The sequence below is a fragment of the Paenibacillus sp. MAHUQ-45 genome, from assembly GCF_058133325.1.
Map to the genome: position 1 here is coordinate 363,385 of NZ_JBYUPV010000002.1, position 22,460 is coordinate 385,844.

Annotated in this window: 25 protein-coding genes; 14 read left to right on the forward strand and 11 right to left on the reverse strand. The window is 44.5% G+C overall.

Translation table 11 applies throughout. The features are described from left to right. Positions 1–62 precede the first annotated feature (62 nt). The gene (locus AC3Y23_RS05300; RefSeq protein WP_379196406.1) at positions 63–875 is read right to left on the reverse strand and encodes an undecaprenyl-diphosphate phosphatase; all 813 of its coding nucleotides are present in this window, start codon (positions 873–875) and stop codon (positions 63–65) included. A 195-nt stretch (positions 876–1,070) separates the two neighbouring features. On the opposite strand from AC3Y23_RS05300, the gene AC3Y23_RS05305 reads away from it, so the two are divergent. Continuing rightward, positions 1,071–2,084, forward strand: coding sequence for an aminoglycoside phosphotransferase family protein (locus tag AC3Y23_RS05305; RefSeq protein WP_379196408.1), 1,014 nt, complete (start codon positions 1,071–1,073; stop codon positions 2,082–2,084). Between the two features lie 514 nt (positions 2,085–2,598). Here AC3Y23_RS05305 and AC3Y23_RS05310 read toward each other — a convergent pair. Together AC3Y23_RS05310 and AC3Y23_RS05315 are read right to left on the reverse strand one after the other, a co-directional pair. Continuing rightward, complete coding sequence (locus AC3Y23_RS05310; RefSeq protein WP_379196410.1) at positions 2,599–3,261, reverse strand: hypothetical protein; 663 nt, start codon at positions 3,259–3,261, stop codon at positions 2,599–2,601. Positions 3,262–3,309: 48 nt separating this feature from the next. After that, on the reverse strand, positions 3,310–3,648 hold the full coding sequence (locus AC3Y23_RS05315) for a hypothetical protein (protein WP_379196412.1): 339 nt from the start codon (positions 3,646–3,648) through the stop codon (positions 3,310–3,312). 130 nt (positions 3,649–3,778) lie between these two features. On the opposite strand from AC3Y23_RS05315, the gene AC3Y23_RS05320 reads away from it, so the two are divergent. Further along, the gene (locus tag AC3Y23_RS05320) at positions 3,779–4,519 is read left to right on the forward strand and encodes an N-acetylmuramoyl-L-alanine amidase family protein (RefSeq protein WP_379196414.1); all 741 of its coding nucleotides are present in this window, start codon (positions 3,779–3,781) and stop codon (positions 4,517–4,519) included. On the opposite strand, the gene AC3Y23_RS05325 is transcribed toward AC3Y23_RS05320, so the two are convergent. After that, positions 4,494–4,982: a putative iron-sulfur cluster-binding metallochaperone gene (locus tag AC3Y23_RS05325; protein WP_379196416.1), complete on the reverse strand. Its 489-nt coding sequence runs from the start codon at positions 4,980–4,982 to the stop codon at positions 4,494–4,496. The genes AC3Y23_RS05320 and AC3Y23_RS05325 overlap by 26 nt on opposite strands. A gap of 161 nt (positions 4,983–5,143) precedes the next feature. On the opposite strand from AC3Y23_RS05325, the gene AC3Y23_RS05330 reads away from it, so the two are divergent. The 3 genes from AC3Y23_RS05330 to AC3Y23_RS05340 all read left to right on the forward strand — a co-directional run bounded on the left by AC3Y23_RS05330 (position 5,144) and on the right by AC3Y23_RS05340 (position 6,868). Next, positions 5,144–5,584 (forward strand): SHOCT domain-containing protein, encoded by a 441-nt coding sequence (locus tag AC3Y23_RS05330; protein WP_379196418.1) that lies wholly within the window; start codon positions 5,144–5,146, stop codon positions 5,582–5,584. Between the two features lie 121 nt (positions 5,585–5,705). Continuing rightward, positions 5,706–6,164 carry a hypothetical protein gene (locus tag AC3Y23_RS05335; RefSeq protein WP_379196420.1) on the forward strand — a complete coding sequence of 153 codons (459 nt, stop codon included), beginning with the start codon at positions 5,706–5,708 and terminating at the stop codon, positions 6,162–6,164. 20 nt (positions 6,165–6,184) lie between these two features. Continuing rightward, positions 6,185–6,868, forward strand: a complete 684-nt coding sequence (locus AC3Y23_RS05340) for a tetratricopeptide repeat protein (RefSeq protein WP_379196422.1) — start codon at positions 6,185–6,187, stop codon at positions 6,866–6,868. A 36-nt stretch (positions 6,869–6,904) separates the two neighbouring features. On the opposite strand, the gene AC3Y23_RS05345 is transcribed toward AC3Y23_RS05340, so the two are convergent. Further along, positions 6,905–7,708: a lipase family protein gene (locus AC3Y23_RS05345; protein ID WP_379196424.1), complete on the reverse strand. Its 804-nt coding sequence runs from the start codon at positions 7,706–7,708 to the stop codon at positions 6,905–6,907. Positions 7,709–8,116: 408 nt separating this feature from the next. Here AC3Y23_RS05345 and AC3Y23_RS05350 point away from each other — a divergent pair, with 408 nt between their 5' ends. Beyond that, positions 8,117–9,130 carry an alpha/beta hydrolase gene (locus AC3Y23_RS05350; RefSeq protein WP_379196426.1) on the forward strand — a complete coding sequence of 338 codons (1,014 nt, stop codon included), beginning with the start codon at positions 8,117–8,119 and terminating at the stop codon, positions 9,128–9,130. A gap of 77 nt (positions 9,131–9,207) precedes the next feature. Continuing rightward, the gene (locus AC3Y23_RS05355; RefSeq protein ID WP_379196428.1) at positions 9,208–10,425 is read left to right on the forward strand and encodes an alpha/beta hydrolase; all 1,218 of its coding nucleotides are present in this window, start codon (positions 9,208–9,210) and stop codon (positions 10,423–10,425) included. A 48-nt stretch (positions 10,426–10,473) separates the two neighbouring features. Here AC3Y23_RS05355 and AC3Y23_RS05360 read toward each other — a convergent pair whose 3' ends face one another. From AC3Y23_RS05360 to AC3Y23_RS05380, 5 genes are all read right to left on the reverse strand, one after another. Next, positions 10,474–11,589: a GerAB/ArcD/ProY family transporter gene (locus AC3Y23_RS05360; protein WP_379196430.1), complete on the reverse strand. Its 1,116-nt coding sequence runs from the start codon at positions 11,587–11,589 to the stop codon at positions 10,474–10,476. Positions 11,590–11,612: 23 nt separating this feature from the next. Next, on the reverse strand, positions 11,613–11,855 hold the full coding sequence (locus AC3Y23_RS05365) for a hypothetical protein (protein ID WP_379196432.1): 243 nt from the start codon (positions 11,853–11,855) through the stop codon (positions 11,613–11,615). 2 nt (positions 11,856–11,857) lie between these two features. Continuing rightward, a complete protein-coding gene (locus tag AC3Y23_RS05370; protein ID WP_379196434.1) occupies positions 11,858–13,030 on the reverse strand; it encodes a Ger(x)C family spore germination protein in 1,173 nt (390 codons plus the stop codon). Beyond that, positions 13,027–14,610, reverse strand: coding sequence for a spore germination protein (locus AC3Y23_RS05375; protein ID WP_379196436.1), 1,584 nt, complete (start codon positions 14,608–14,610; stop codon positions 13,027–13,029). Before AC3Y23_RS05375 ends, AC3Y23_RS05370 begins: the two co-directional genes overlap by 4 nt. A 75-nt stretch (positions 14,611–14,685) precedes the next feature. Beyond that, positions 14,686–15,273 (reverse strand): sugar O-acetyltransferase, encoded by a 588-nt coding sequence (locus AC3Y23_RS05380; RefSeq protein ID WP_379196438.1) that lies wholly within the window; start codon positions 15,271–15,273, stop codon positions 14,686–14,688. A 177-nt stretch (positions 15,274–15,450) separates the two neighbouring features. Between AC3Y23_RS05380 and AC3Y23_RS05385 the strand changes: the two genes are divergently transcribed. Both AC3Y23_RS05385 and AC3Y23_RS05390 read left to right on the forward strand, forming a co-directional pair. Continuing rightward, positions 15,451–16,065, forward strand: a complete 615-nt coding sequence (locus AC3Y23_RS05385; protein ID WP_379196440.1) for a DUF1349 domain-containing protein — start codon at positions 15,451–15,453, stop codon at positions 16,063–16,065. Between the two features lies 1 nt (position 16,066). After that, positions 16,067–16,639: a flavin reductase family protein gene (locus tag AC3Y23_RS05390; RefSeq protein ID WP_379196442.1), complete on the forward strand. Its 573-nt coding sequence runs from the start codon at positions 16,067–16,069 to the stop codon at positions 16,637–16,639. Positions 16,640–16,773: 134 nt separating this feature from the next. Here AC3Y23_RS05390 and AC3Y23_RS05395 read toward each other — a convergent pair whose 3' ends face one another. Then, positions 16,774–17,727, reverse strand: coding sequence for an SDR family oxidoreductase (locus tag AC3Y23_RS05395; RefSeq protein ID WP_379197112.1), 954 nt, complete (start codon positions 17,725–17,727; stop codon positions 16,774–16,776). Positions 17,728–17,894: 167 nt separating this feature from the next. On the opposite strand from AC3Y23_RS05395, the gene AC3Y23_RS05400 reads away from it, so the two are divergent. The 5 genes from AC3Y23_RS05400 to AC3Y23_RS05420 all read left to right on the forward strand — a co-directional run bounded on the left by AC3Y23_RS05400 (position 17,895) and on the right by AC3Y23_RS05420 (position 22,442). Then, a complete protein-coding gene (locus AC3Y23_RS05400; RefSeq protein WP_379196444.1) occupies positions 17,895–18,065 on the forward strand; it encodes a hypothetical protein in 171 nt (56 codons plus the stop codon). Between the two features lie 199 nt (positions 18,066–18,264). Next, a complete protein-coding gene (locus AC3Y23_RS05405) occupies positions 18,265–19,905 on the forward strand; it encodes a helix-turn-helix domain-containing protein (protein ID WP_379196446.1) in 1,641 nt (546 codons plus the stop codon). A gap of 128 nt (positions 19,906–20,033) precedes the next feature. Next, a complete protein-coding gene (locus tag AC3Y23_RS05410) occupies positions 20,034–21,032 on the forward strand; it encodes an ABC transporter substrate-binding protein (RefSeq protein WP_379196448.1) in 999 nt (332 codons plus the stop codon). Between the two features lie 24 nt (positions 21,033–21,056). Continuing rightward, positions 21,057–21,839, forward strand: a complete 783-nt coding sequence (locus AC3Y23_RS05415; protein WP_379196450.1) for a hypothetical protein — start codon at positions 21,057–21,059, stop codon at positions 21,837–21,839. A 15-nt stretch (positions 21,840–21,854) separates the two neighbouring features. Next, complete coding sequence (locus AC3Y23_RS05420; RefSeq protein WP_379196452.1) at positions 21,855–22,442, forward strand: GNAT family N-acetyltransferase; 588 nt, start codon at positions 21,855–21,857, stop codon at positions 22,440–22,442. The last annotated feature ends 18 nt before the right edge of the window (positions 22,443–22,460 follow it).

Below are 22,460 nucleotides of genomic sequence, written 5' to 3' on the forward strand. Positions count from 1 at the left end.
ATGCAGGCCTTTGTAATCACAAGGGTCTGCATGAGGGTCGAAGTTGTAGTTGGGCAGGATACTCACATGAAAATAAGGAGTAATATGCCGGCTACGAAGCAGTAATATGAGAAGTATTTCAAATTCCCCTTAGCCATGATTCCCATAAACCAACGCATGGAGAAATAAGTCACGATTAATGTAGTAATAAATGCTATCGCATAAGGAATAGCCAACGCTGAGCGGTTCGGATCATGGGCAATATCGGAGACGCCCAATACCAGTCCGCCCAAACTAACAGGAATATAGAGCATGAACGAAAATCTTAATGCTGTTTCCTGCTTCATCCCCACAGCGATGGAGGAGATGACGGTGGCACCGGAACGGCTAATACCAGGGATAAGAGCTACAGCTTGGGCAAGACCGACCAAGACAGCATCCTTTGCTGTTAAATCACCATCCTGTTTGCGACCGCGAAGATTACGAATCAGCCACAGTGCAACACCCGTAACGAGCAATGCGATGGAAACCGTGTGCACGGAAGAGAAAATCTCCTCAATCTGATCTTTAAACAATGCGGCCACGATTACCGCGGGCAGAGTGCCAATGACGACATACAAAGAGAAGAGGAAGTCCGACTTGTATTCTGGTTTACGAGTGCGGATGAATCCAAAGAATCCACTGATGAGTCTTCCTATATCTTTTCGGAAAATAAAGCAAATCGCAATCAGTGAAGCTGTGTTCGTCAAGATTTCAAATGACAATCCGTTTTGTTTTAAACCTAGCAATTTTTGTGCAATAATCAAATGTCCACTCGAAGAAACGGGGATTGGCTCAGTTGCCCCTTGTACAATTCCTAGAAACAGGTATTTAAGCCACAGTATAATATCTTCCATTTTACCTCCCAATATATTTGTAATCTTTGTCATCATATCGTATTTGTTGGGGGGATGACAATAGAACCTTAGAGCCAGACGACAGTCCAGCAGCGTCAATGGAGGGTAACAATCTCTTTTTTTACCTATCAGATCAAAGAAGGCAGGGGATTGTAATATTCATCCAGAATTAATGTGGTGGGGTGAAGATGAACAATGAAAGATCAACAAATCGACACGGTATGTAGTAATTTACAGCTTGGGGAGATCGTGAATGGTCCTGTGGCGTTGTCCGGCGGGTTGATGCACCGTATGTTTGAGATTGTGACGACAACTGGAAAATATGTTATTAAAGCATTGAACCCGGAAATTATGCGCAGACCAACGGCTATGCAGAACTATGTGAGCTCTGAACAGATTGCTAATGCTGCCGCCGCAGTTCAAATCCCGGCTCTTCCAGCTAAACAATATCATGGAACTTCTATTCAGCAAGTGGATCAACAGTTCTATCTTGTATTCGATTGGATACCGGGCAGGAGTCTGAAGCCTGACGAAATACAGACAGATCATTGTGAAAGAATAGGTTCCATACTGGCAGATATACATAGGACCGATTTCTCAGCATTGGATCTAAGGAATAACAGCTCAGAGGTTCGACAGTTGATGGACTGGAGCTTTTATTTGAACAAGGGAAAGGTAAGTCATTCAGAATGGGTTGATCTCCTGCATGAAAACATCGACGAACTTTATGTTTGGGATACTTTAGCTATTGAATCAGCCAAGCTGCTTACGCAAAGCACGGTTGTTAGTCATGGAGATTTAGACTCCAAAAATGTGTTGTGGAACCAGGATGATCCGATGCTGATTGATTGGGAGTCAGCGGGCTATAGAAACCCTATGCAAGATTTAATTGAGACTGCTTTGTATTGGTCTGAAAATGAACATGGGGATATTGATAAGCAAAGATTCTTTGCTTTTTTAGGTGGCTATAGAAGGAAGTACGGAACGCTACAAGCCAACTGGAGCATCGTATTAGCGAACGGTTTTTTAGGTAAGTTAGATTGGCTGGAATATAGCTTGAAGCGGTCGTTATGGATAGAATGTACGGATGAAACAGAACAGCAGTTAGGAACTGAACAGGTCTCAGGGACGATCAACGCGATTAGACGATATGCGGAAAAGATAGCTGAGATTGAGAAATGGCTGAACGAAGATATGCGAATAAAATAAGGTCTCAAATATATAGCATCCTTAATTAGAATTGGTCTAAAAAGAGAAATACTCTTTTCGAAAATATTATTATTATATAGTCAAATCACACAAATGGTGGTGGTATGCGTGTTCCTCAAAAAAGCTACATTTTGGCTTTCGCTTGCAAGTATTGCAATCTGCTTGCATAACTATTTAGGATATGATAGCAAAAATATTCTTCTATTTATTTCAAATCCCATATTGGTTAATACGATTTACTTGGAGCCGTTTAACCATTGGTATTTCAACTATGAAAGTGCAACGATGAACAGTGGTAGTGCCGATATTTCCGTTGCCTTTCCCGCCTATGTCATTCATTTTCTTTCATACTTCGTAGTAGGGTTACTTATTGATGGTTTAGTCAGATATAGAAAGCGGAAAACTAGAGGCAAAGTTGATAATTAACATGCCAACCTCATGATTGCGATAGTCATATGATTCGTCTTCTTATAAGCATTAAAAGACACTCCTGCAAGAGCGTCTTTCGAGTGAATCACTGTTGTAGATAAGTTTTCACAGTTAAAGTAACGTTGCCAGAACCTCGCTGACCACTAGCTTTTACGTTAAATTTATCATCAGGTCTTGTAGGGTTATAAACTCCTGTAAATGTTCTGGCTTTACCAACCTGAACATTTGAGAACCATGTAACAACTTGTCCGGTTGTAATATTGTTTAAGCTAAAGTTAACACCAATAATTGTGCCTGATGAATATTCGACGTAGAAATCAGGCTCACTACTTGTAAATGAAAAATCCGAACCAAGTTGCACACTCTGAGTACCATTAGTGTTCTTAGATACGCCTTTAGTGCCGTTAGTGTTCTTCGGTACCCCTTTAGTACCGTTAAAAATATCGGTGCCAGTGGTTGCTACTCTTGAAGAAACGGTTTCTTCAATTGTATTATCACCATAAACTACACTGAAATTTGGTGATAATGTGTAGCCATCTGGCGTTAATCCATTTTTTATTGGTATCAACAGGTTTCCATATTTGTCATAGACATTGCCATTCACTAACTGATACCCTTTGCTTAAAGTGTTAACTTGTTCTTGTTTGACAGAATTATTATTAATAATACCATTAGCAGAGGCGACAGCACTGATTCCTAGGGTTAATACACCAGCAAGTAAAACGACACGGATTTTTTTGATTTTCATCAGAAAAACCTCCTGTTAAGAAATAGATTCATTTTCATTTTACTGCTCTCAATCACTAACCTCCTCATACCGGATATCGATCGGCTCCCCGTTTGTCTTGACCAGATTAATACTCATTGGAGCACGGTCTATGCTCCCTCCGCTAAGTAATAAGTGATTTCCGCCTTCCACTTCATATTTACGGATGTATAACCCGGAACCGATATCTTCAAAAGGATAACCCTCGAAATCTGACCATGTTAAATGCTCTCCTTTTTGAGCTAAAGTGTGCAGCTTGTGCAAGGAGATAACTTTATCATCGCCTGGCTCACGCTTAAGGCTATAGGTTGAAAAGGTAATCACAACAGCCAAAAGTGCCGCAATCCCCAAGAGATATTTCTTATTCATGTGAAAGAACCCCCTTCTTTTACAGGAACTATTCCCATTATTTTACCATACTCCATCCTGTCAGTCCCGCGAAGAAACTGCAGATGGCTGAGAATGGGCAGACTCCAATCTGGAAAGAGAGTTAGACTAGATGAGCAAACAAACGGGTCTTCTAATATGCAGTTTTCTGTTGCTAGTGATTCTATCTGCTTGTAGTAGCGGCGAACAAACAGTATCTAGTGAAAAAAGTATTGACAGAGGTAGTAACTCCGGGGCATCTGTTGGTACAGAAATGATGGATACCAAGAGAATCGTTGAGACCGAGCAGATCGTTATGAAACCAGAGAGGGTATATAAAGTGGTGATTGACCCGGGTCATGGCGGTGAAGATCCCGGGGCCACCGCTGTTAATGGCCACTTTGAGAAGGAATTCACGTTAAGCATGTCTAAAGCCATCGCTGATGTACTGGAGCAAGACCCAGAAATACAGGTTGATCTGACACGGACAGATGATACATTTATATCCACTCATGAACTGTATAGGCCCAAGTTGGCCAATGAGCTGAACGCCGACCTGTTTATCTCCATTCATGGCAACACTTTCGACGATTCTTCGGTGTCTGGTACGGAATCCTTCTATTATCATGACGAATCTCTGGCGTTCGCCGAAGTCATTCACAGGCATGTTGCAGCGGCTACGGGCTTCAAGGATCGCGGGGTCAAGAAAGCAAGTTATTTTGTGCTAAGAGAGACGAATATGCCTGCCACACTATTGGAACTGGGATATTTAACGAACCCGGGGAATCAGGGACAGATGTGGAGCTCTGCTTTTCAACAATCGGTTGCTTCTGCTATTCATGAAGGAATCAGAGAGTATTTGAAGCTGGACTGAACCCGGAACTCTTGTCGAGATTTCGAATGAACGAAGTAACATTGCCCAAGCAGCAGGCTCCTTGTGGGTTATTAATCTCACAACCACAGCGCTTCGCTTGAACTTGTTCACGAATATGGTCAGTTGGTTTTGGTTGTTGATTTTCTTGAATCGCTTGTATGATTTGTTTTCTTGTCCATCCAAAACAATAGCAAACAGGCACATCCAAGTCATCGTCTTTCTGAAACACAGAAACTTTGAGCTTATCTTTGTTATAGGTCTGTATATCGTTAAAATAAACCACTTCACAAGATGGATTAGAACAGAATACGTATGACAATTCGGGATGAATTGTTTCTAACGCTGTTGGTTGTAGCATGGCTTTTAGTGTAATCAGTTGAACGCTTTTTCCCTTTTGCTGACAAACAGGGCATTGGCTAAGCATTGCAGATTTATCGGCAGTCGTTTGACAACAGCTACTCATTTCTAACCACTCCTTATGCTTTGTACTCTTACTACTATAATAATCATTTGCCCATAATGGCAATAATCTTTTAGAAATGAGTCGTATGAAGAGGAAATATGTAGAAGAAAGTTGAAAACATATGCTAAGATAGAGCTATCATTCCAAATGAGGTGAATAATATGCTGCATCAGATTAGCGGGGGTACATCTTCTCTTGAACTTTATGATGATTACCTCGTAATAAAGCCAAGTAATGTACAGAAATTGGGCGGACAGACTAAGACTATTCCATTGGACTCTGTAGTAACTATTAGTATAGTTAAGCCATTTTTAAAAGTTCCCTATTTACAAGTCATTACCCCTAACCTTGAAACCTCTAAAAAGGATAATCTGAAAGGTGCAGACGCAAACGTCGTACTCATTCAACCAGGAAAAATGAAAACGGCGGAGAAGATCCGTGATTACATCGCAAGTTATAAATCAGGTCAAGTCAAGCGTTCGGCATCTCCGGCTTCTAGCGGATCGATTGATGATTTGCGGCAACTCGCTGAGCTTAGGGATTCCGGTATTATTACCCCACAAGAATTCGAGGCAAAGAAGAAGCAGATTCTTGGATTATAGAAGACTTATAGAAAAGGTATCTTTGTAGATCACAAGGGTGCCTTTTTTGTGTATTTCTTCATATAATGTAACGTTCTCTGGCATTATGATGGAAATAAATTGAATACAGGGAGGGACGGCTGTGTTTCATCCATGGAGTCTTGTGATACCGCTGCTGATATTATTGCCCAGTCTACTATTCTTTAAGTTAGAGCCACGAAACATGCCCAGTGAAAAGAATAAGAAGCTGCTTTACACGGTAGCAGAAGGTGTTGGAAGGGTTGGGGTAATTGTAGTTCCCTTATTCTTCGCAATACATCTTCAAGAAACTTACGAAATCATTTCACTAGTCGGGATGGTATTGGCTCTTTTACTGTACTATTTTGGGTGGGGGAGGTACTTTAGAAATGGTAGGGAGTATAAACTGCTCTATTCGCCAATGCTGGGTGTTCCTGTACCACTAGCGATTAGTCCAATTGTTTATTTTCTATGCGCCTCCGTGGTCCTGCACTCTGTATATATGCTGATCTTCAGCGTTATTCTGGCGGTAGGGCATATACCGAGCAGTCTTAGGGAGTGGGAGCGGAGTAAAGTTATATAAATTATGAAAGCGAGCAACTCATGAATTATAAAAATGAACAATATAAAACCCTGCTTGATAAGGGGAATGCAATTGCGGAAAGCGGCAACCCAGAGGGGGCTATCGAGTTTTTTCAGCAGGCAAGGGAATTATTACCGGAACGTTCAATTCCTTATTTCGTTATCGCCAATGCATTGGCGGATTTGGATAGGCATGGTGAGGCTATTGGTTTTTATAATAAAGCTATTGAAATTTTAGAGAAGCCGTACTATTTGTACAATAAAGCTAATTCGCTGGTGAGCCTGAACAGATTGGATGAAGCAATAGAATGCTATGGAAAAGCAACCGAGCTAGACCCTGCATTTGGTTCAGCTCATTTCAATAATGCTAACGCTTTAAAAGAGCAAGGGAGATTTGACGAAGCCTTAGCAGCCTATGATCAAGCTATAAAGGACAGTCCTGATCATTCGGGGGCGCATTATAACAAAGCCAAGCTTTTATATAACTTAGAGTTCGATAATGAAGCAATTGAGTCTTTTGAAAAGGCTATATTACTTGACCCGACTAACGGAGATATTCACTATGACCTGGGGATTGTCTTTTATGTTCAAGGACAGCTGGAGCAGGCAGTGCATTGTTTTGGAAAAAGTATCGAACTTAATCCAACAGACCTGGATGCCCGCTATAACCATGGAGTGGCTCTGACTAAATTAGTCCGAAAATAAACTCTACTCATTCCGGTGTTCAGTAGACAAAATACATCACTTAACCGGCTGCTCTGTTTTCACCTCAGCGACCGGACAGAAACCCGGATTGGTCATACATAACTCTTCAGCGAACTGGGGCTGGAGCCTGGAGAGTTCTGCAAAATAGCTGCTGATAATATGATTCTCCCCTACAGAACCGTTCTGGAAGGACAGCGAAATTAGGGTCGGAACATGTTTGTAGTAGTACTTTTTTTCCTGTTTGGGCAGCTTGAAGACCGTCGGCGGAGCATAGGTAACGACATCGAAGAGATTGGCATAGCGGGAGCTTTTCCGAACATAATTTGTAAAAGCTTGCACGAACTCAGGATCACCTACACGGGGAGACCCATATGTAAACAGGTTCGGGTTGGTGTGATTTGTGTTTGCCGCAACATCTATAGCACACAAAGTCGCCAGTGCTGCTCCGAGGCTGTGGCCGGTAATGTATAATGCCTTATTTGGAGACAGCTTACTCAGGGCGGAGAGAATTTCCTCGCGGGCCGAAGAATAGATGTTCGTGAAGCCACGATGTGTAAGACAATCTTCCTTAATATAATCGAACTTTACTTGTGTGGCCATGGCATCAGAGATCCAATTGCTCGTCGAACTGGTGCCCCGAAAAGCAACAATAATCGCAGTCGCCGATTCCAGGATAAACCCGAAGCGTTCCCAAACGTTGGTGATAGATTTCGCCTGAATTGTATCAACGACCGAGTAATTCAATGGCACAACAAAGGAACCGTCCTTATTGCTGTACTGGTCATAGGTCTGTTTACAAATGGCAGCCAGAAAGATCGCCCATTGCTCCTGAATATTCATGTACCCATCAGCCTCCCACCTTTCTTTTCTACACTATATTAGCGGGATAAAGGAGAGGTGCCTACGTTGGATTCCATTATATGTTTTGTTTCTACAGGGCAGCCTTAAGGCTGTCTTTTTTGGTGCATCAGTTGGGAATGGAATCGGGCCTGACTGACCCATCTTTGGTCCATCTCCGGGTGGAGGCGGGAAATCATTCTGTGGATGGACTTTAGGCTATCAACATTCCGTTACAATCAGTGTATAGCTTGTCAATAATCATAGAAAAGAGGAACGTTATCCAGAATAAATTATTTAGATGTCAATGCATCAGTCTGCTGTAAGATCTGGTTTGGCTTGTTGAGTTTAGAATTTCTTAAATTCAACATACTGATTAATAACGGATGGTTAGAAAGGAAGGTAACAAATATGCGACGCTTTAAAAAGCTATTGTTGGTTCTACTTTCCATAGTTTGTGTACTGCTGCTCGGTGGAGTGATATATGCGGCAACACCGCTATCGTCCTGCCAATTTACAGATCATGTGGTCTCCGATGTATCCTCTGAAGGTGTGGGGGGAAGCGCGACTGCAACGGGAAATCGGTTAATGAATGAACATGTTCAGTATGTAGAGACTAGTGATCATGTGCGGTTAGCTTATCGTGAATATGCTCCGGCTAAACCGAAGGCAGTGGTGATCTTTTATCATGGTTCAGGTGCTAATAGTGCAGCCGGTTATGAGCCGATTGGAGAAGGTCTGAGTACGAAATATGGTATAGCAACCTACTTACCGGATATCCGGGGACATGGTCTGTCTGAGGGGCCAAGAGGGGACGCGCCGAGTAAAGAACGGGTATACGATGATGTGAATGTGTTAGTTGACAACGCGCATAAAGAATTTCCTGGTTTGCCTGTTTACTTAGGTGGTCATTCCGCAGGAGCAGGGTTGATCGTCAATTATATTAATTCGTCTGCCCACCAGTCAGTGGACGGCTATGTGTTCGTTGCGCCAGACTTTGGACTGCGGTCGAACACAATGTATGAGGGTAATGGTAATTTTGCAACGGTATGTACCAAGGCGTATATCGTCAATGGACTTACAGGAGGATTGTTTAAAGGACATGCTGTAGGGGTGCGTTACAATTATTCTGAAGAACAGTTGAAGTCAGACATTGGATTGGTGCAGAATAACAGCGTCATTATGTCACTGGCCCTGAATCCTCGTCATCCTTCGGAGGAGGTTGCTGCAATCGACAAGCCTTTCGGGTTGTGGGTTGGGGCAGACGATGAGATCATGAATCCGCAGAAGGTTGTTGATTATGCAAGCAATGCCAAGCAGGTAAAGGACCAGTCGTTCACGCAGATTGTGCCTGGCGAAAAACATTTAACCATCCTGAATGATACAGCAGATCTAATAGGTCCTTGGGTGCTTAAAAACCACTAAAGACATTATGGAGAAGGAAATTCGTAGTTTAAAGTTCTATGTTGGTTATATAAAAATTTAGGGTGGAGGCTTAAATTGTGACTACAAACCAAGTGTCTTCTTTATCAATTAAAATACTGCGTTCAATTCTCCTTATTATTGGAGGTTTGGTGAGTATCGTGGTAGTATTTGCTGCCCTCACTCTACTTGTTCCCATTAAAGGGAGTTCATTAATAATCATTGGAATTATGACTTGGTCGGTATTGGGTCCGCTCTTTGTTGTTGCTAGTTTGGCTGTGGTTATCGTTACTTTGGTGTTGCGCAAAAAGGTGAAACGATGGTTTGCGAATACAACCGTTGTTTTGTCCGTGCTCGCGTTATTGTCCTCCAGTGGGATCGTTGGGAATTTTATAAAGGAAACATATGACAATGGCGGCTCGATAAATGTGCTATCGACGATTTGGCCATTCTCGACAAAACCTGCCGTTCCTGATCTCACGGAAACTTATCAGGTGGCTGATGGTAAAGAGCTGAAGGCACTCGTGTATAAGCCTTCAGTCCATACCAATGCAGCACCGGTTATCATGTATATCCATGGCGGTGGTTGGATCAGCGGCCAGGCATCAGATTTGTCTTCCACCATGAGGTGGTATGCAGATCAAGGTTGGCTGGTGGTAAGTGTAGACTATCGATTAGCTACAGATCAATATGCAACATGGGATAAGGCGCCTGCTGATGTTGCGAATGCGCTAGCTTGGGTTTCCAAACATGCAGGAGAATGGGGTGGAGACAATAATAGGTTAATTGTAATGGGAGACTCAGCAGGCGGTAATCTGGCTGTCAACCTCGGTTGGGCGGCAGCAATTAACGAGGCTATGCAAGATCGTCCTGATTCTATAACAAATCCAAAGCCGAAGGCGGTAATCGCTGGATATCCTGTTGTGAATCCCGGTTATTCTTATGACCACGGGCAAAAATGGTGGAATGGTCAAAGTCCAAAGGATTTTACAGCAGATTACATCGGTGGTTCACCTGAAGAGCACCCAGAACGGCTTTCAGCCATCTCCTCATTATCCTACGCATCTCCTTCTGCACCACCTACACTTATAGTTGCAGCAGAAAACGATGACTTTATTCCAGCACAAGGAACTTATGAGGTAGTACAGAAAGCAAAGGATATGGGGGTTAACATAACATTAAGAAAATTCCCATCTACGCATCATGGATTTGATGTAATCCCGGGAACCCTTGGAGACATGGCTAAAAAGTCAGTTGTCACTCAATTTCTAAAAGAACAAGGACTTGGTCCAAATTAAAAGTAAGACCTATTTAGCTAAACAACAGTCTTGGACAAGTAGCCGTTACTATAGCGGTTGCTTGTTCCACCTTTTCAAATGAAATCTAATGAAAGTGACCGCCAGAATCAGAAGAAACGGCAGGACATAAGCCAGATTGTTGAGCAGTGGCCATGTGAGGTTAACGAGCTCCTCAAGTTCAGCCTCCTTGGTATAAGTCGTTACCGATAGCAGCAGGCAGATGAAGGCAACGGGAAAGGCCAGCAGGCGTTCATTTTTCAAGCGGAGAAGGTCTCTAAGGGTTTTTATTAGGATCAGCAGAAGAATTGAGGCTTTGAAATAAAAACCGACGATGAGCGCAAAACCAATGACAGACTCAATCCGTTCAATAATCTCCTGAAAATAGATCAATCTGGCCAACTGGTATAATGAATACTTCAAATCCCCGGAAAGGGGGCCCAGAACCATAATGCTGCTAAGAACTGATGCAATCAACGTCAGGGCGTTGACAATGAGCGCAAAATACATATGCTTGCCGAGCTTGGGCTTGTCTTCACTTTTCACGAACGGCAAAATAATGGAGAATACAATAAGCTCGGAATAGGGAAATCCATAGACGACATAGGCAGCATTGAGGATCGGTCTGATTCCATCAGGCATCACAGGGAGCAAGTATTCCGGGTGATACAAGCCGCTAACGAGAACCCAAACCAGGACGATGCAGCCAAACATCAGCGTTAAGAAAAAAGTAGCCATGCGTGCGATTACTTCAATTCCAGCCAAAGCCGTTAAAGCAATCGTCACAAAGAACATCGTGTTGACGGCATAGGTGGGGGTTTCTTTTAACATCGTAGTTTTGAAAAAGGTTCCAATCTCCAGCACAATCCCCGCGATATTCCAGAATAGTACACATGAAAAAGGAATTAATAGCAGAAGGGTCGGAATGTTGCCTAACACGGAGCGGCTTTGTTCCACTAGTGACAGATTTGGCGCTTTTCGGTTCAAGTAAAGAATGCCAGATAGCAGCAGCATCCCCATCACAGAAGCAATTAGAAGAGAAGTCCAGGCTCCATTGCCGGCAACGTTAGTGAGTGGTGCAGGGACGATGACGATGGAGGAGCCTGTCATGTAGAAGAGGAACAGCATGGACATTTGCAAAGAGCTGATATGTTCTTGTTTTCTCATACGTTCCTCCTGATCCTATAGGCTTATGAATTAACAGGGTTTAGCCAGTGTATGAACTGCCGGGCAGGCCCCCTAAGTACATTGAAGATCGAGTCCAAATTAGGCCATGACTTCGCTGTGACAAAAATAAAAGCCAGGTACAGCAGAGGCACCAGAAAGGCTCCATACACAAGCAGGTCCCGGGCACGGGCTTTTCTGAACTTCGGAAGATCATGCGCAAACATAGCGGAAGCTAACAACAAGACAGTGATGAATTTCCCTGCCACCTCTATTTCTCCTTTGTTCCGAAGATGGTACCTGTATTCATACCGGTACTTAATACTTTGACATTAACTTTGGTCCGGAATTGCATTTGCGCGAGTTTTTGGTCCCAGGTTGGTTTTAGCCGGTTCCAGAGCTTTGGGTTGCGTCTGTAAATCTGATTGCCAATTCCCAGTACATCCACCTTTTTTGTCTTGAAGGTTGTGAGGGTATGTTCCAGTTGCTTCTCAACCTGTTCTTTGATGGTTTGCTCGAAACGGCTCATATCTTTGTTCGTCTTCAAGTGTGAGCAGCTGAGCTCACCGATCGTTCCTTCGAATGCAACATCTACGTCGACAAAGACGTTATCATCCTTCACCGTTGGGGTAAGCTTGCTGCTGAAAGTAAGAACTTCAAGGGATTCATTTTTGTGTGTCTGTTTGCTCGTATGATTCATACAAGGGAATTCCAGTACCCCATACCTGTAACTGCCCGTCAGCATCATGAACGTTTCCGTTTCCAGCTCCCCCAGAGTGCCGACCATTTTACCATTCTGAATTAAAGCGACCCCGGAGACTTTCGCTTCTTGATCTGGACCGCTTTTAACTAGATAAGGAATGGCCGAGGCTTTAGAAGGGCTGCTCAATTGTATAGCCAGATCATACAGTGGAATATCGGAAGTTTTGGCGGAGTAATGGGCGCTGGTTGTCTCCATCTTTTTATACTGTTGACCAATGGTGTTCTCAATAAACGGCTTAGTGTTCAAAAATTGGCTCGCTGACTGCTCGGCAATCAGGGGCAGGATCGTACCACGCGGTTCATGGTCTCTGGAGAAAAAATCAAGAACTTCCCGGATGCTGGAGCTTCTGGCCAATTGCTCCCCGATGAGGATCACGCGCATATGATCCCATTTGGCCTTTCTTCCGAATTTCGCAGGAATCTCCCGTATAGCCTCAAAAAAGGTCTCTCCGCTGGTACGAATATTAGTCCCCTTTGATGCAGAACTAGTCGTATCTCCTCCAGCCTCCATTTTGTTGGAAGGATTATAGAAATGAGTCGTGATCTCAATACGATTGTCTTCGCCTTGGTCTATCGCAATCGCTTGGACATACCCATACTCATCCAACTCGTTATTATCCCAGCATCCGCTAGTCAAGCTGAGCACAAGAAGGGATAGCAGAATGGAAGATAGCCGTCTCATCTGAGCTTGTTCCTTCTCGAAGTCTTTCTATAGAAGTGCCGCCCCCGTGGCGAATGCACCAGTAAGCGTCTAGGGACCACGATAATCGCATCGCGCAGTCTCTTGAGGTCTAGCGGAGCCAAAGAGTCGAGGTACGGCTCTCCCAAAGAGCGCAGTGTCGTCAGATGCAGATAGATCAGGATCACCCCAACCATGATGCCAAGTCCACCGAATGTGGCGGCGAGGAACATTAACGGGAAGCGCAGAATTCGCAGGGCGATCGCCATATTGTATTGAGGAAGCGCAAAAGAGGCGATGCCTGTCAGGGCAACCACAATGACCATAACCGGTGAAGCAATCTGTGATTGTATGGCTGCTTGTCCGATGACCAACGCACCGACGATACTGACAGCCGATCCGATCGGCCTTGGCAAGCGAATCCCCGCCTCCCTCAGAAGCTCGAAGAAAAACTCCATGATTAGGGCCTCAATCAACGCAGGGAACGGAATACCTTCTCTTGTATTAAGGATTGCGAGCAGTAGAACTGTGGGAATGAGTTCAGAGTGAAAGGTGGACAACGCAATATACGTGCTGGGCAGCATCAGCGCCATAATGAAGGCAGCGACCCGAATCAACCGGATTAACGACGAGAAAATCGTCCGATAGTAGTAATCCTCGCTGTTGGTGAAGAATTCCATAAAGTTCGCCGGGCAAATCAGAATTGAAGGGCTCCCGTTAACAATTGCGATGATCTTGCCATCAAGCAGCGCGTTAACAGCGGTATCTGGACGTTCCGTATATCGCACCTGCGGAAAAGGGGAGTAGAGAGAATCATTGATCCACTCCTCAAGATAAGAGACCTCGATAATCTCTTCCTGGACGATACCGTCAATACGTTGTTTGAATTCACTTAACGTCTCAGGTTTCACAACGCCTTCCAGATAGCCATAGGACAACGTTCTTTGAACCTGCTTGCCAGCGGTGAAGAGCTCGAATTTGAGATTAGGGGATTTAATCAGACTTCGAATGACACCGATATTGCGTTCCAGACTTTCTATGAAGCTCACATGGGGGCCCTGGACGGTTGCTTCTGTAATGGGCTCAGAGGCTTGACGCTGTTCTACATCAAGGGCATAATATGCGATTGCTCTTGGCCAGCCATTGAAAAAAATGACGACTTTTCCATCCAGTATGCCGCTAACGACTTGTTGAAAATCATCCATAAGTTCAACGTATGGTGAAGCCACGCCCTTGTTTTCGAAAAAATCGATGACATCGTCAAGGGTCACCGTCGTGGCAGGCCCGAGCTCGTGCGGAACCAGATTTTGCAAGGTATCCTTCACAAAATGAACCAGTGTGGACTTGGTCAAGGTGTCAAAATATACAGAAAAAGCCGCTTGTTCCAGCCCCGGCCCATAGTTCCACGTGAGGATTTTTAAATCGGTGCAGTTCACAAAATACTCTTCTATGGTTCTCAAATTATCTTCCAACATTGAAGAAATGGCAGGGGAGGATGAATCACTGGATGAATGCACACCTTCGGCAGAAGCTGGTGATGAATGATTTGTTGAAGGGATTTTCTGAGTGGTCAGTTTCCGCATGCTGCTCTCCTATCAGGAATAAGATGTTGAAGCATTTACATCTTTTCCCTAAGGAGAGAAAACTATGCGGAAAGGCTACTCTTTCCAATACTTCTTCTTGTCTTCTTCAGTAATGGATCGGATGACCCGGCAAGGATTTCCTGCAGCGATCACGCCAGAAGGAATATCCCGGTTAACTACACTGCCCGCCCCAATGACGGTATTATCACCGATACTTACACCAGGCAAGACCACGACATTGCCACCAAACCACACATTGTTACCCACTGTAATCGGGTAGGCATACTCTAATCCTTGGTTACGTTGCTCCACATCCAGTGGATGCCCGGCGGTATAGAAGCCGCAGTTCGGCGCTATAAATACGTTATCTCCAAATGTCACTTTGGCTGCATCTAAAATAACACAGTTATGGTTGACATAGAAATTGTCACCAATCTCAATGTTGTACCCGTAATCAACCCAGAATGGCTGTTCAATATGAAAGCTTTTGCTGGTTTTTCCTACCAGTTTCTCAATGAGTGCTTTACGTTCAGTCATGTCTGAAGGACGTAAATGATTGTACTCATGGCAGAGATCCTTAGCCCATATGCGTTCCTCCATCAATGCAGAATCATAGTTCGCATCATACAATAACCCGTTTTTTGCTTTTTCTTTTTCGTTCATAAGATCCTCCTGATCCTAAGAATGCTCTGAAATTAACCTTGACTTTTGATAGCACTCTTATTATATTTCTATTATTATAACACTTCTTAAAAATGATTTAAAAAGGTTTGTTACTATGATAACTGCATTCCACAATACCTGCAAGCAAAAAAAACAAGATACAAGGAGATCTAAACAATGACAACGAAAAGAATGGACTGGGATGCTGGGACATGGATCAATGCTCCAGAGTCTACCTATAGAGAAGGAGAATTCCTGAAGGTTATGCCTGAAAAGGGAAGAGACTTCTGGAAGAAGACGCTATATGGCTTCGAATTTGAGGATGGCGCTGCCTTATTGACGGATTGGGAAAGCAGTAACGCGGTAGAGGTGTCGTTTCAACTCGGTTCTTTTAAGGAGCTATACGATCAGGCAGGCATACTGTTGTATCATGGCCCGGGGCAATGGATAAAAGCGGGGATCGAAATCAATGATGGCATCCCCCAGCTATCCGCTGTGGTAACCGATGGCTATTCCGACTGGTCGCTTGCGGCTGTACCCGAATGGGCCGGGGAAGAGGTCACACTGCGCGCTTCGATCATGAAGGATGCTGTGATTATCCGGGCACGGACGGAGAATCACGGCTGGCGTACGATTCGTGTAGCTCGTTTTCCATACGAATCCGGGAACCAGGCCGGTCCTTACACCTGTTCGCCAACCCGTGCCGGCTTTGAAGTCACGTTCACTCGTTGGGACTTCAAAGCACCGGATCAAGACCTGCATGTCGATCCTCCCTTGGAAGGTGGACACTAGGATGAGATTACCGATAAATGAAGCACGCTCATATTCCTATCCAGGGATGGTGGCGATCGTCACCTCGCGTTACAACGGGCAGCAGAATATTATGGCCTCCGGCTGGCATACTTACATAGGATCATCGCCAGGAATCTATGGAATCTCCATTCGCAAGGAGACCTACTCGTACCAGTTGATCCAGCAGAGTGGCGTTTTTGGTGTACATTTTATGCCAGCGAGATGCTCGGAGATGATTCAGGCTGTTGGCACATTCAGTGGGCGAGATATGGATAAGTTCGATAAATTCAAGATCGGTTACGAGGAAGGTCTCAAGGTAGATATTCCTATGCTAACTGAGGCCTACTTTGCCTATGAATGCAAAACTATAAATATCACAACCTATGGGGATCATGAATGGATCGCAGGGGAAATCGTGCAGACCTATCAGGACAAGGAGTGTTTCTTGGAAAATGGGCTACCTGACCTTGCGAAGCTGGAAATTCCACTCTATGTAGGGCGCTCTAGCTATCGAACATTAAATCAAACGACCGAGGAGAAAAACCATCCGTTTTATCTTCATAACAATGCCTGATAAGCTTAAAAAATGAGTCATATAAAATCAGGCCAACTAAAAGAAAAGAATGGACGGGAAATCATCCCCCTCCATTCTTTTTTTAACATCCGATCATAGAGCGTTGTATGAAATTTTGCTGAAGCCACTTAAAGTTAAGAGCTTGTCGCTTGGCCGCCATTCACATGCAGCACCTGTCCGGTCACAAACCGGGAGTCGTCCGAGGCCAGATAGACAAAAGTCGGAGCGACTTCGAACGGCTGCGCAGGACGCTGCATTGGATTGGATGCCGCGTAGGAAGCCACTCTGTCTGCCGTAAAGCTCGAAGCGATAAGTGGGGTCCACACTGGCCCGGGAGCAATGGCATTTACACGAATCCCCTGCTTTGCGACATTGTGTGCAAGGGCGCGTGTGAAGCCGACAATTGCTCCTTTGGTTGCGGAATAGTCAATCATCAGCGTTTCTCCGTTATAAGCGACGACAGAAGTGGTATTAATGATCGAACTGCCAGGCTTCAAATGCGGCAGCGCAGCTCGTGTAGTATAGAAATGCGAATAAATATTGACTTTAAAAGTGTCATCAAACTGTTCATCGGTAATATCTAGCAGGCTGTTCTGCTGGAACTGGATGCCAACATGATTGCACAGAATATCCAGCTTGCCAAAAGTTTTCACGGTCTGTTCGACTATTGCTGCGCAATGCTGCTTATCTCTTACATCCCCGGGCAGGAGCAAGCAGCGCCGTCCTAACTGTTCAATCCTTGTTCCTGTTCGCTGTGCATCCTCATGTTCATCCAGATAGGAAATCGCGACATCGGCACCTTCTTTGGCAAAAGCTATGGCCGCTGCTGCTCCCATGCCACTATCTCCCCCAGTGATGAGCGCAACCTTATTTAACAGCTTTTCGCTACCTTTATAATTAGGATTCTCCACCAGTGGCAGAGGCACCATCAGTCGCTCCAGACCCGGCTGGCGAAGCTGTCGCTGCTCCGGCATATTGAGCGGTACCTCTTCATATTTTGTGATCCTCCCGTAATTGGGAAACAGAGGGTAGGGCTCTGTTTTTAAGTGAGCCGCAAAATATCGCTGGGCCTGCTCCAATTGCTCCATCTTCTGTTTATTGTCCATTGTTGCCTCCCGAATGAATTCATACATCATCTTATGTGCAATAGGCATTTGTGGTGATCTCATCCCATTGTTGAAAATATTCGAAGTACTGGCTCAGATCGAGCAGCGCCTACGTACATTGGTAACAAAAAAGCATGCCAGGAGGACCTATGATCTCTTATTATTTTAGCCCGCAGGTGTATTATTTGCTCATACAGCATGACAATGGCTATGTAGATATGCACTACGCTTCGAACCATTCATGGCCAGCACCCGTCATTGAGCTTAGACCGCCTTATTATACTAATCCGCAAATCGTCCTTAATTACCCGTTGATCTGAGTACCCCGAGCAGCGATTCTAGCAAAGAAGTTCCTTGCTCCGCGCAAGAATAACCTGATTCAGTTACGATACCCTCGTGCTGAATCAGGTTATAGATTGCTGAAGTATATTTATAAAATAGATGTTGGTACATACAAATTGCGATGCTAAACATTGTGGGCTAAAATGTGGATAGCTAGAATGAGGGCGGTGGAAATGCTTGGTTGAGATAGATAACAATGTTAGATCTAAAGATTATGTAGCACTGGACGGGCTGTGCTTCAAGCTTCGAGAGATGGAGCATATTAAGCATCAAGCGAACCATTGGGAGCTACGGCTGCAATTTATTGAATCCCATATGATTCTTGTGGCGGCAAGCGGTCAAGGCTGGCTAACCATTGATGGAAAATTCACCGAGCTTCGACAAGGCAGCGTGTATGTATGTGCGCCAGGCCAATTGGTGGAAGCGGCAGTGAACACTCTTGATGAGCGAGGATTCTATCATATTCGATTTGATGTTATGGAAGACGATGGGTCTTCAGGCCACTCCATGCAGATTATTACGAGGAATAGCCCGTTTCCCGCCAAAGGGGAAGTTATCGTTACCTCACCGGTCTCTGTCCATACGCTGTGCGATGCGATTTGCCAAAACATACAGGATGAAGATCGCCTGAGACGGTTTCGCGGCCAGATCCTTTTTCTAGAATTGCTTCATACGATCCTGCAGGATGCGCATCCTGTAGAGGGTAATGATTCAGAGACGGCGCTGGAATTTGTTAAAGAGTATATCGAGCGGCATTATCAGCAGGAACTCACAATCGATCATTTGGCTAAAGTGGCGGGAATTAGTACCCGTCATTTTATGCGTTTATTCAAAAAAAAATATGGCTACAGCGCGATCGACTATTTGGCCGTGTATCGAATAGAACGGGCACAACAGCTGATGCGATCAGGTGGGCAGCATCGTCTGCGGGATATTGCCCGGCATGTAGGCTACCACGATGATATTTATTTTCGGCGCAAATTCAAACAGATCTCAGGTGTGCCACCAGCCACATTTATAAAGAATAGCAGGGAAAAAGTAGTAGCCTATGATTTTCCCAATATTGGGCAATTGATTGCGCTCCAAATGAATCCGTTCGCCGCACCAGCTGATCACCCATGGACGGATTATTACAGGCGAAAATACCAGATGGATGCCCTGCTGCCACTAAGTTCAAATCCATCGATCAAGAGAGAAGAAATTCGCCAAGCTAAGCCTGATTTCATTATTGGTGTCGACATTCTGGTCTCTCCGGAGGAGCAGGACTTGTTGAAAGGCATCGCACCAGCCTATTTTGTACCGTGGATGGACAATGATTGGCGTACCCATTTACGCCTGATTGGGCATTTTCTGGACAAAACCGTAGCAGCGGAGACGTGGCTGGAGAAATATGATCGAAGGGCCCTTTTTGTCAGGGAGCAAGTGAAGCACGTATTCAAGGAGGACAGTCTCCTCATTCTGAGAATCACCGGTGATCGCTACAATGTTTTGGGCAAAAGAAGCCTAGCCACGGTATTCTATGATGATTTGCAAGTCGCGCCTGTGCAAGGAGTCGATCTGTTGAGAACCGATCAGCAGTTAACGCCGAATGGACTGGCAGATTTAGACCCAGACCGTTTATTACTGATTGTAGATGAGGATACTCAGTCGCAATTAAGCTGGCGGGCACTCATGAATTCTACGCTATGGAGGGATCTCAAAGCCGTTACGAGCAGCAAGGTAGACTTCCTGCCATCTTATCCTTGGGTTGAGTATACGGCATTCACCCATGAGCTAGTGCTGGATGAAGTATTAAAAATTTGGCGGGATCGTGCATAGAAAAAAGTCGCTATCGTCAATATTCCACAAATACAAATTCCTCTATACTCCTAATATATGATAATGATAATCAATTTTAATTAGAGATTGTCATCCAACCATCAAAATATCAGGAGGGTCATCGAAGAATGAAGCAGCAACGCAGTCTGATCACAGGATTAATCCTCGTATTGCTAGTCATGTTCAGCACAGCATGCGGAACCAATAAAGCAGATCATGCTGGCAACGCCGTTAACGTGGGAAATACAGCAGTGAATGCTCAAAAAGCGAATGAAGCAACTACAGGTGAACAGCGTGTGATTACAACTCTAAAGGGAGACCTGAGTATTCCAACAGATCCGAAACGGGTCATTGGACTTTCAGTTGTCTACCCAGAGTTTTTATATGCACTTGGCGTAACACCGATTGCGGTCCAAAACTATCATCCGGAATTTCCTTCTTATTTAAAAGAACCGTTCAAAGATACGCTGAAGATGGGCATTGGCCAAACTCCTAATTTTGAAGCCATTCTGTCTTCTGCGCCGGATTTGATTATTGCTCCTACATGGTGGTCCGATAAAGATTATGATCAGCTCTCTAAGATCGCACCAACGGTGCTGTTGCCACAGCGCGATGATTGGCGTGATGAGTTACGGGATATCGCCGGGGTTCTCGGCAAAACCGAAGTAGCGGATAAAGTCATTCAGGATTTGCAGACAAAAGAAGCTGCAGCCAAGGAGAAACTCCAGACTCTAGCTGAAGACGAGACCGTGTTGTACATGATGATCATGGCGAAGGAAATCGTTATTTATGGCGAAAAAAGTGATCGGGGCAGCTTCATCCATAAGACACTAGGTCTAAAGCCGATTAAAGAATACCCTCAGGACGAGATCAGCCTATCCATTTCATTGGAAAAAATACCGCAATATAATCCCGACCATCTCATCTTGCAGTTAGATGATGACTCCAGTGAAGAAGTACGCAATAGATATAATGACATGCTCAGCAGCTCTTTGTGGAAGAACATGACCGCTGTGAAGAAAAATCAGGTGCACATGATGGGAGGCAAGGAGTGGTTCAGTCTGGGGATGTCTCCACTTGCAGACAATCATGCTATTGACGACGTTATTCATGCTTTTGAACAATAGACATTAATCATGGGAGTGGAGGCAATGGGCACGGTTGATTTTCAACAATTGGAAGAGAAGTTCTCCCTGACTTTGGGTGAGCTTGAGAACACCGTGCTTTCTATCCCTGCGAGCGATTTACTAATAGCCGAACATATGCAACACCTAATCGACACCTACGGCTCGCTCATCAAAGCTAGAGAACCTGCTGCTGCGGCAGCTTTTTTTGTTAGCTGGTTCGCGGGTATATGCGGGGCAATGCAACACATGCTGTACCTGGGCAATGAAGTCCTTCTGGATTTGTCATTGTCTAATTTGACCGTACAATTATACGTAGATGGACAGTATCCCCTTTTTTCATTTAAAATCAATGAAACGCGATTTAGCGAGGTTCCGTTAGCGGACCCTGAGGAAGGGCACAAGAGAACGCTGCATATTTTTTACAAGGAACAGATAACGCCTGTGATTCAACTACTATCCGGGCTGGTTCCGATCCATGCTGCTGCATTATGGGGACAGATTGGTAATGCGTTATATGCTCAACTGGAAGAAGAGCTGGCCCAAGCTTCGGATGAAGAAAGTGGAAATCGAATCGTTTATTTTTATGAATGGCTAACACAAGATATCGATCCCAGCGCGTTCGGTCTCCGCAACAACCCGTTTAACAGGAAACCGAGATTTATTGAACACCCTAGTATCCCTGATCGCAAAATAAGGATGAAAACCGCCTGTTGTCTGGCTTATTGCTTGGATGGCGACTTTGGCTACTGTTACGAATGTCCGCGGTTAAAGGAGAAGGATCGGGAATTCATGAGAACGAATAAGTAATAATGGTATGAATGAGTGTTAGAAGAAAATGATGAAGAGGTGCCGAGCATAGTGACGCATAATAATCAACTAACCATAACCCGACTCACGCAAGCTGATTTACAATCTGCATTTGAACTTTTTACAGCCTCAATTACAAACACTTTTGAAAAAGAAGGAATAATGCATTTAACGGATAATCTACACAGTGAAATTGAAGTGAAACAACAGAAGGCTCTGGCATCTCTGGCGGAGCATTCAGATGTCTATTTTCTTGTTGCTAAAATCAACGAAATGGTCGTGGGTACGATTTCTTATGCCCCCTGTGGGGAGGTTATTCGCGCATTATCTGACAATCAGCTAGATGATGTGGGCGAACTGGGCAGTCTATATGTATTGCCAAGCTATCAAGACCAAGGTGTGGGTTCGGCATTAATTAAGGAATTAATAACTTATCTGGCGTCACAAGGGACGGAGCAATTTTGTCTGGACAGTGGCTACAGCAGCGCGCAGTCGAGATGGAAGCGGAAATTCGGAGAGCCTTACAAGGTTGCAGTTGACTACTGGGGCCCTGGTTCTGCGCATATGGTGTGGTTGTGTCAGGTGGGTGATTTTGTAGAATGAGTTAGCGGGCTAACACGT

Bases quoted from the DNA above. Each gene is read 5' to 3' on its own strand.
- AC3Y23_RS05310 (WP_379196410.1), bottom strand. From the start codon at position 3,261: ATGAAAATCAAAAAAATCCGTGTCGTTTTACTTGCTGGTGTATTAACC.
- AC3Y23_RS05390 (WP_379196442.1), top strand. From the start codon at position 16,067: ATGAGATTACCGATAAATGAAGCACGCTCATATTCCTATCCAGGGATG.
- AC3Y23_RS05385 (WP_379196440.1), top strand. From the start codon at position 15,451: ATGACAACGAAAAGAATGGACTGGGATGCTGGGACATGGATCAATGCT.
- AC3Y23_RS05305 (WP_379196408.1), top strand. From the start codon at position 1,071: ATGAAAGATCAACAAATCGACACGGTATGTAGTAATTTACAGCTTGGG.
- AC3Y23_RS05320 (WP_379196414.1), top strand. From the start codon at position 3,779: ATGAGCAAACAAACGGGTCTTCTAATATGCAGTTTTCTGTTGCTAGTG.
- AC3Y23_RS05350 (WP_379196426.1), top strand. From the start codon at position 8,117: ATGCGACGCTTTAAAAAGCTATTGTTGGTTCTACTTTCCATAGTTTGT.
- AC3Y23_RS05415 (WP_379196450.1), top strand. From the start codon at position 21,057: ATGGGCACGGTTGATTTTCAACAATTGGAAGAGAAGTTCTCCCTGACT.
- AC3Y23_RS05315 (WP_379196412.1), bottom strand. From the start codon at position 3,648: ATGAATAAGAAATATCTCTTGGGGATTGCGGCACTTTTGGCTGTTGTG.
- AC3Y23_RS05360 (WP_379196430.1), bottom strand. From the start codon at position 11,589: ATGAGAAAACAAGAACATATCAGCTCTTTGCAAATGTCCATGCTGTTC.
- AC3Y23_RS05345 (WP_379196424.1), bottom strand. From the start codon at position 7,708: ATGAATATTCAGGAGCAATGGGCGATCTTTCTGGCTGCCATTTGTAAA.
- AC3Y23_RS05400 (WP_379196444.1), top strand. From the start codon at position 17,895: ATGATCTCTTATTATTTTAGCCCGCAGGTGTATTATTTGCTCATACAG.
- AC3Y23_RS05395 (WP_379197112.1), bottom strand. From the start codon at position 17,727: ATGGAGCAATTGGAGCAGGCCCAGCGATATTTTGCGGCTCACTTAAAA.
- AC3Y23_RS05330 (WP_379196418.1), top strand. From the start codon at position 5,144: ATGCTGCATCAGATTAGCGGGGGTACATCTTCTCTTGAACTTTATGAT.
- AC3Y23_RS05340 (WP_379196422.1), top strand. From the start codon at position 6,185: ATGAATTATAAAAATGAACAATATAAAACCCTGCTTGATAAGGGGAAT.
- AC3Y23_RS05370 (WP_379196434.1), bottom strand. From the start codon at position 13,030: ATGAGACGGCTATCTTCCATTCTGCTATCCCTTCTTGTGCTCAGCTTG.
- AC3Y23_RS05380 (WP_379196438.1), bottom strand. From the start codon at position 15,273: ATGAACGAAAAAGAAAAAGCAAAAAACGGGTTATTGTATGATGCGAAC.
- AC3Y23_RS05300 (WP_379196406.1), bottom strand. From the start codon at position 875: ATGGAAGATATTATACTGTGGCTTAAATACCTGTTTCTAGGAATTGTA.
- AC3Y23_RS05325 (WP_379196416.1), bottom strand. From the start codon at position 4,982: ATGAGTAGCTGTTGTCAAACGACTGCCGATAAATCTGCAATGCTTAGC.
- AC3Y23_RS05375 (WP_379196436.1), bottom strand. From the start codon at position 14,610: ATGCGGAAACTGACCACTCAGAAAATCCCTTCAACAAATCATTCATCA.
- AC3Y23_RS05410 (WP_379196448.1), top strand. From the start codon at position 20,034: ATGAAGCAGCAACGCAGTCTGATCACAGGATTAATCCTCGTATTGCTA.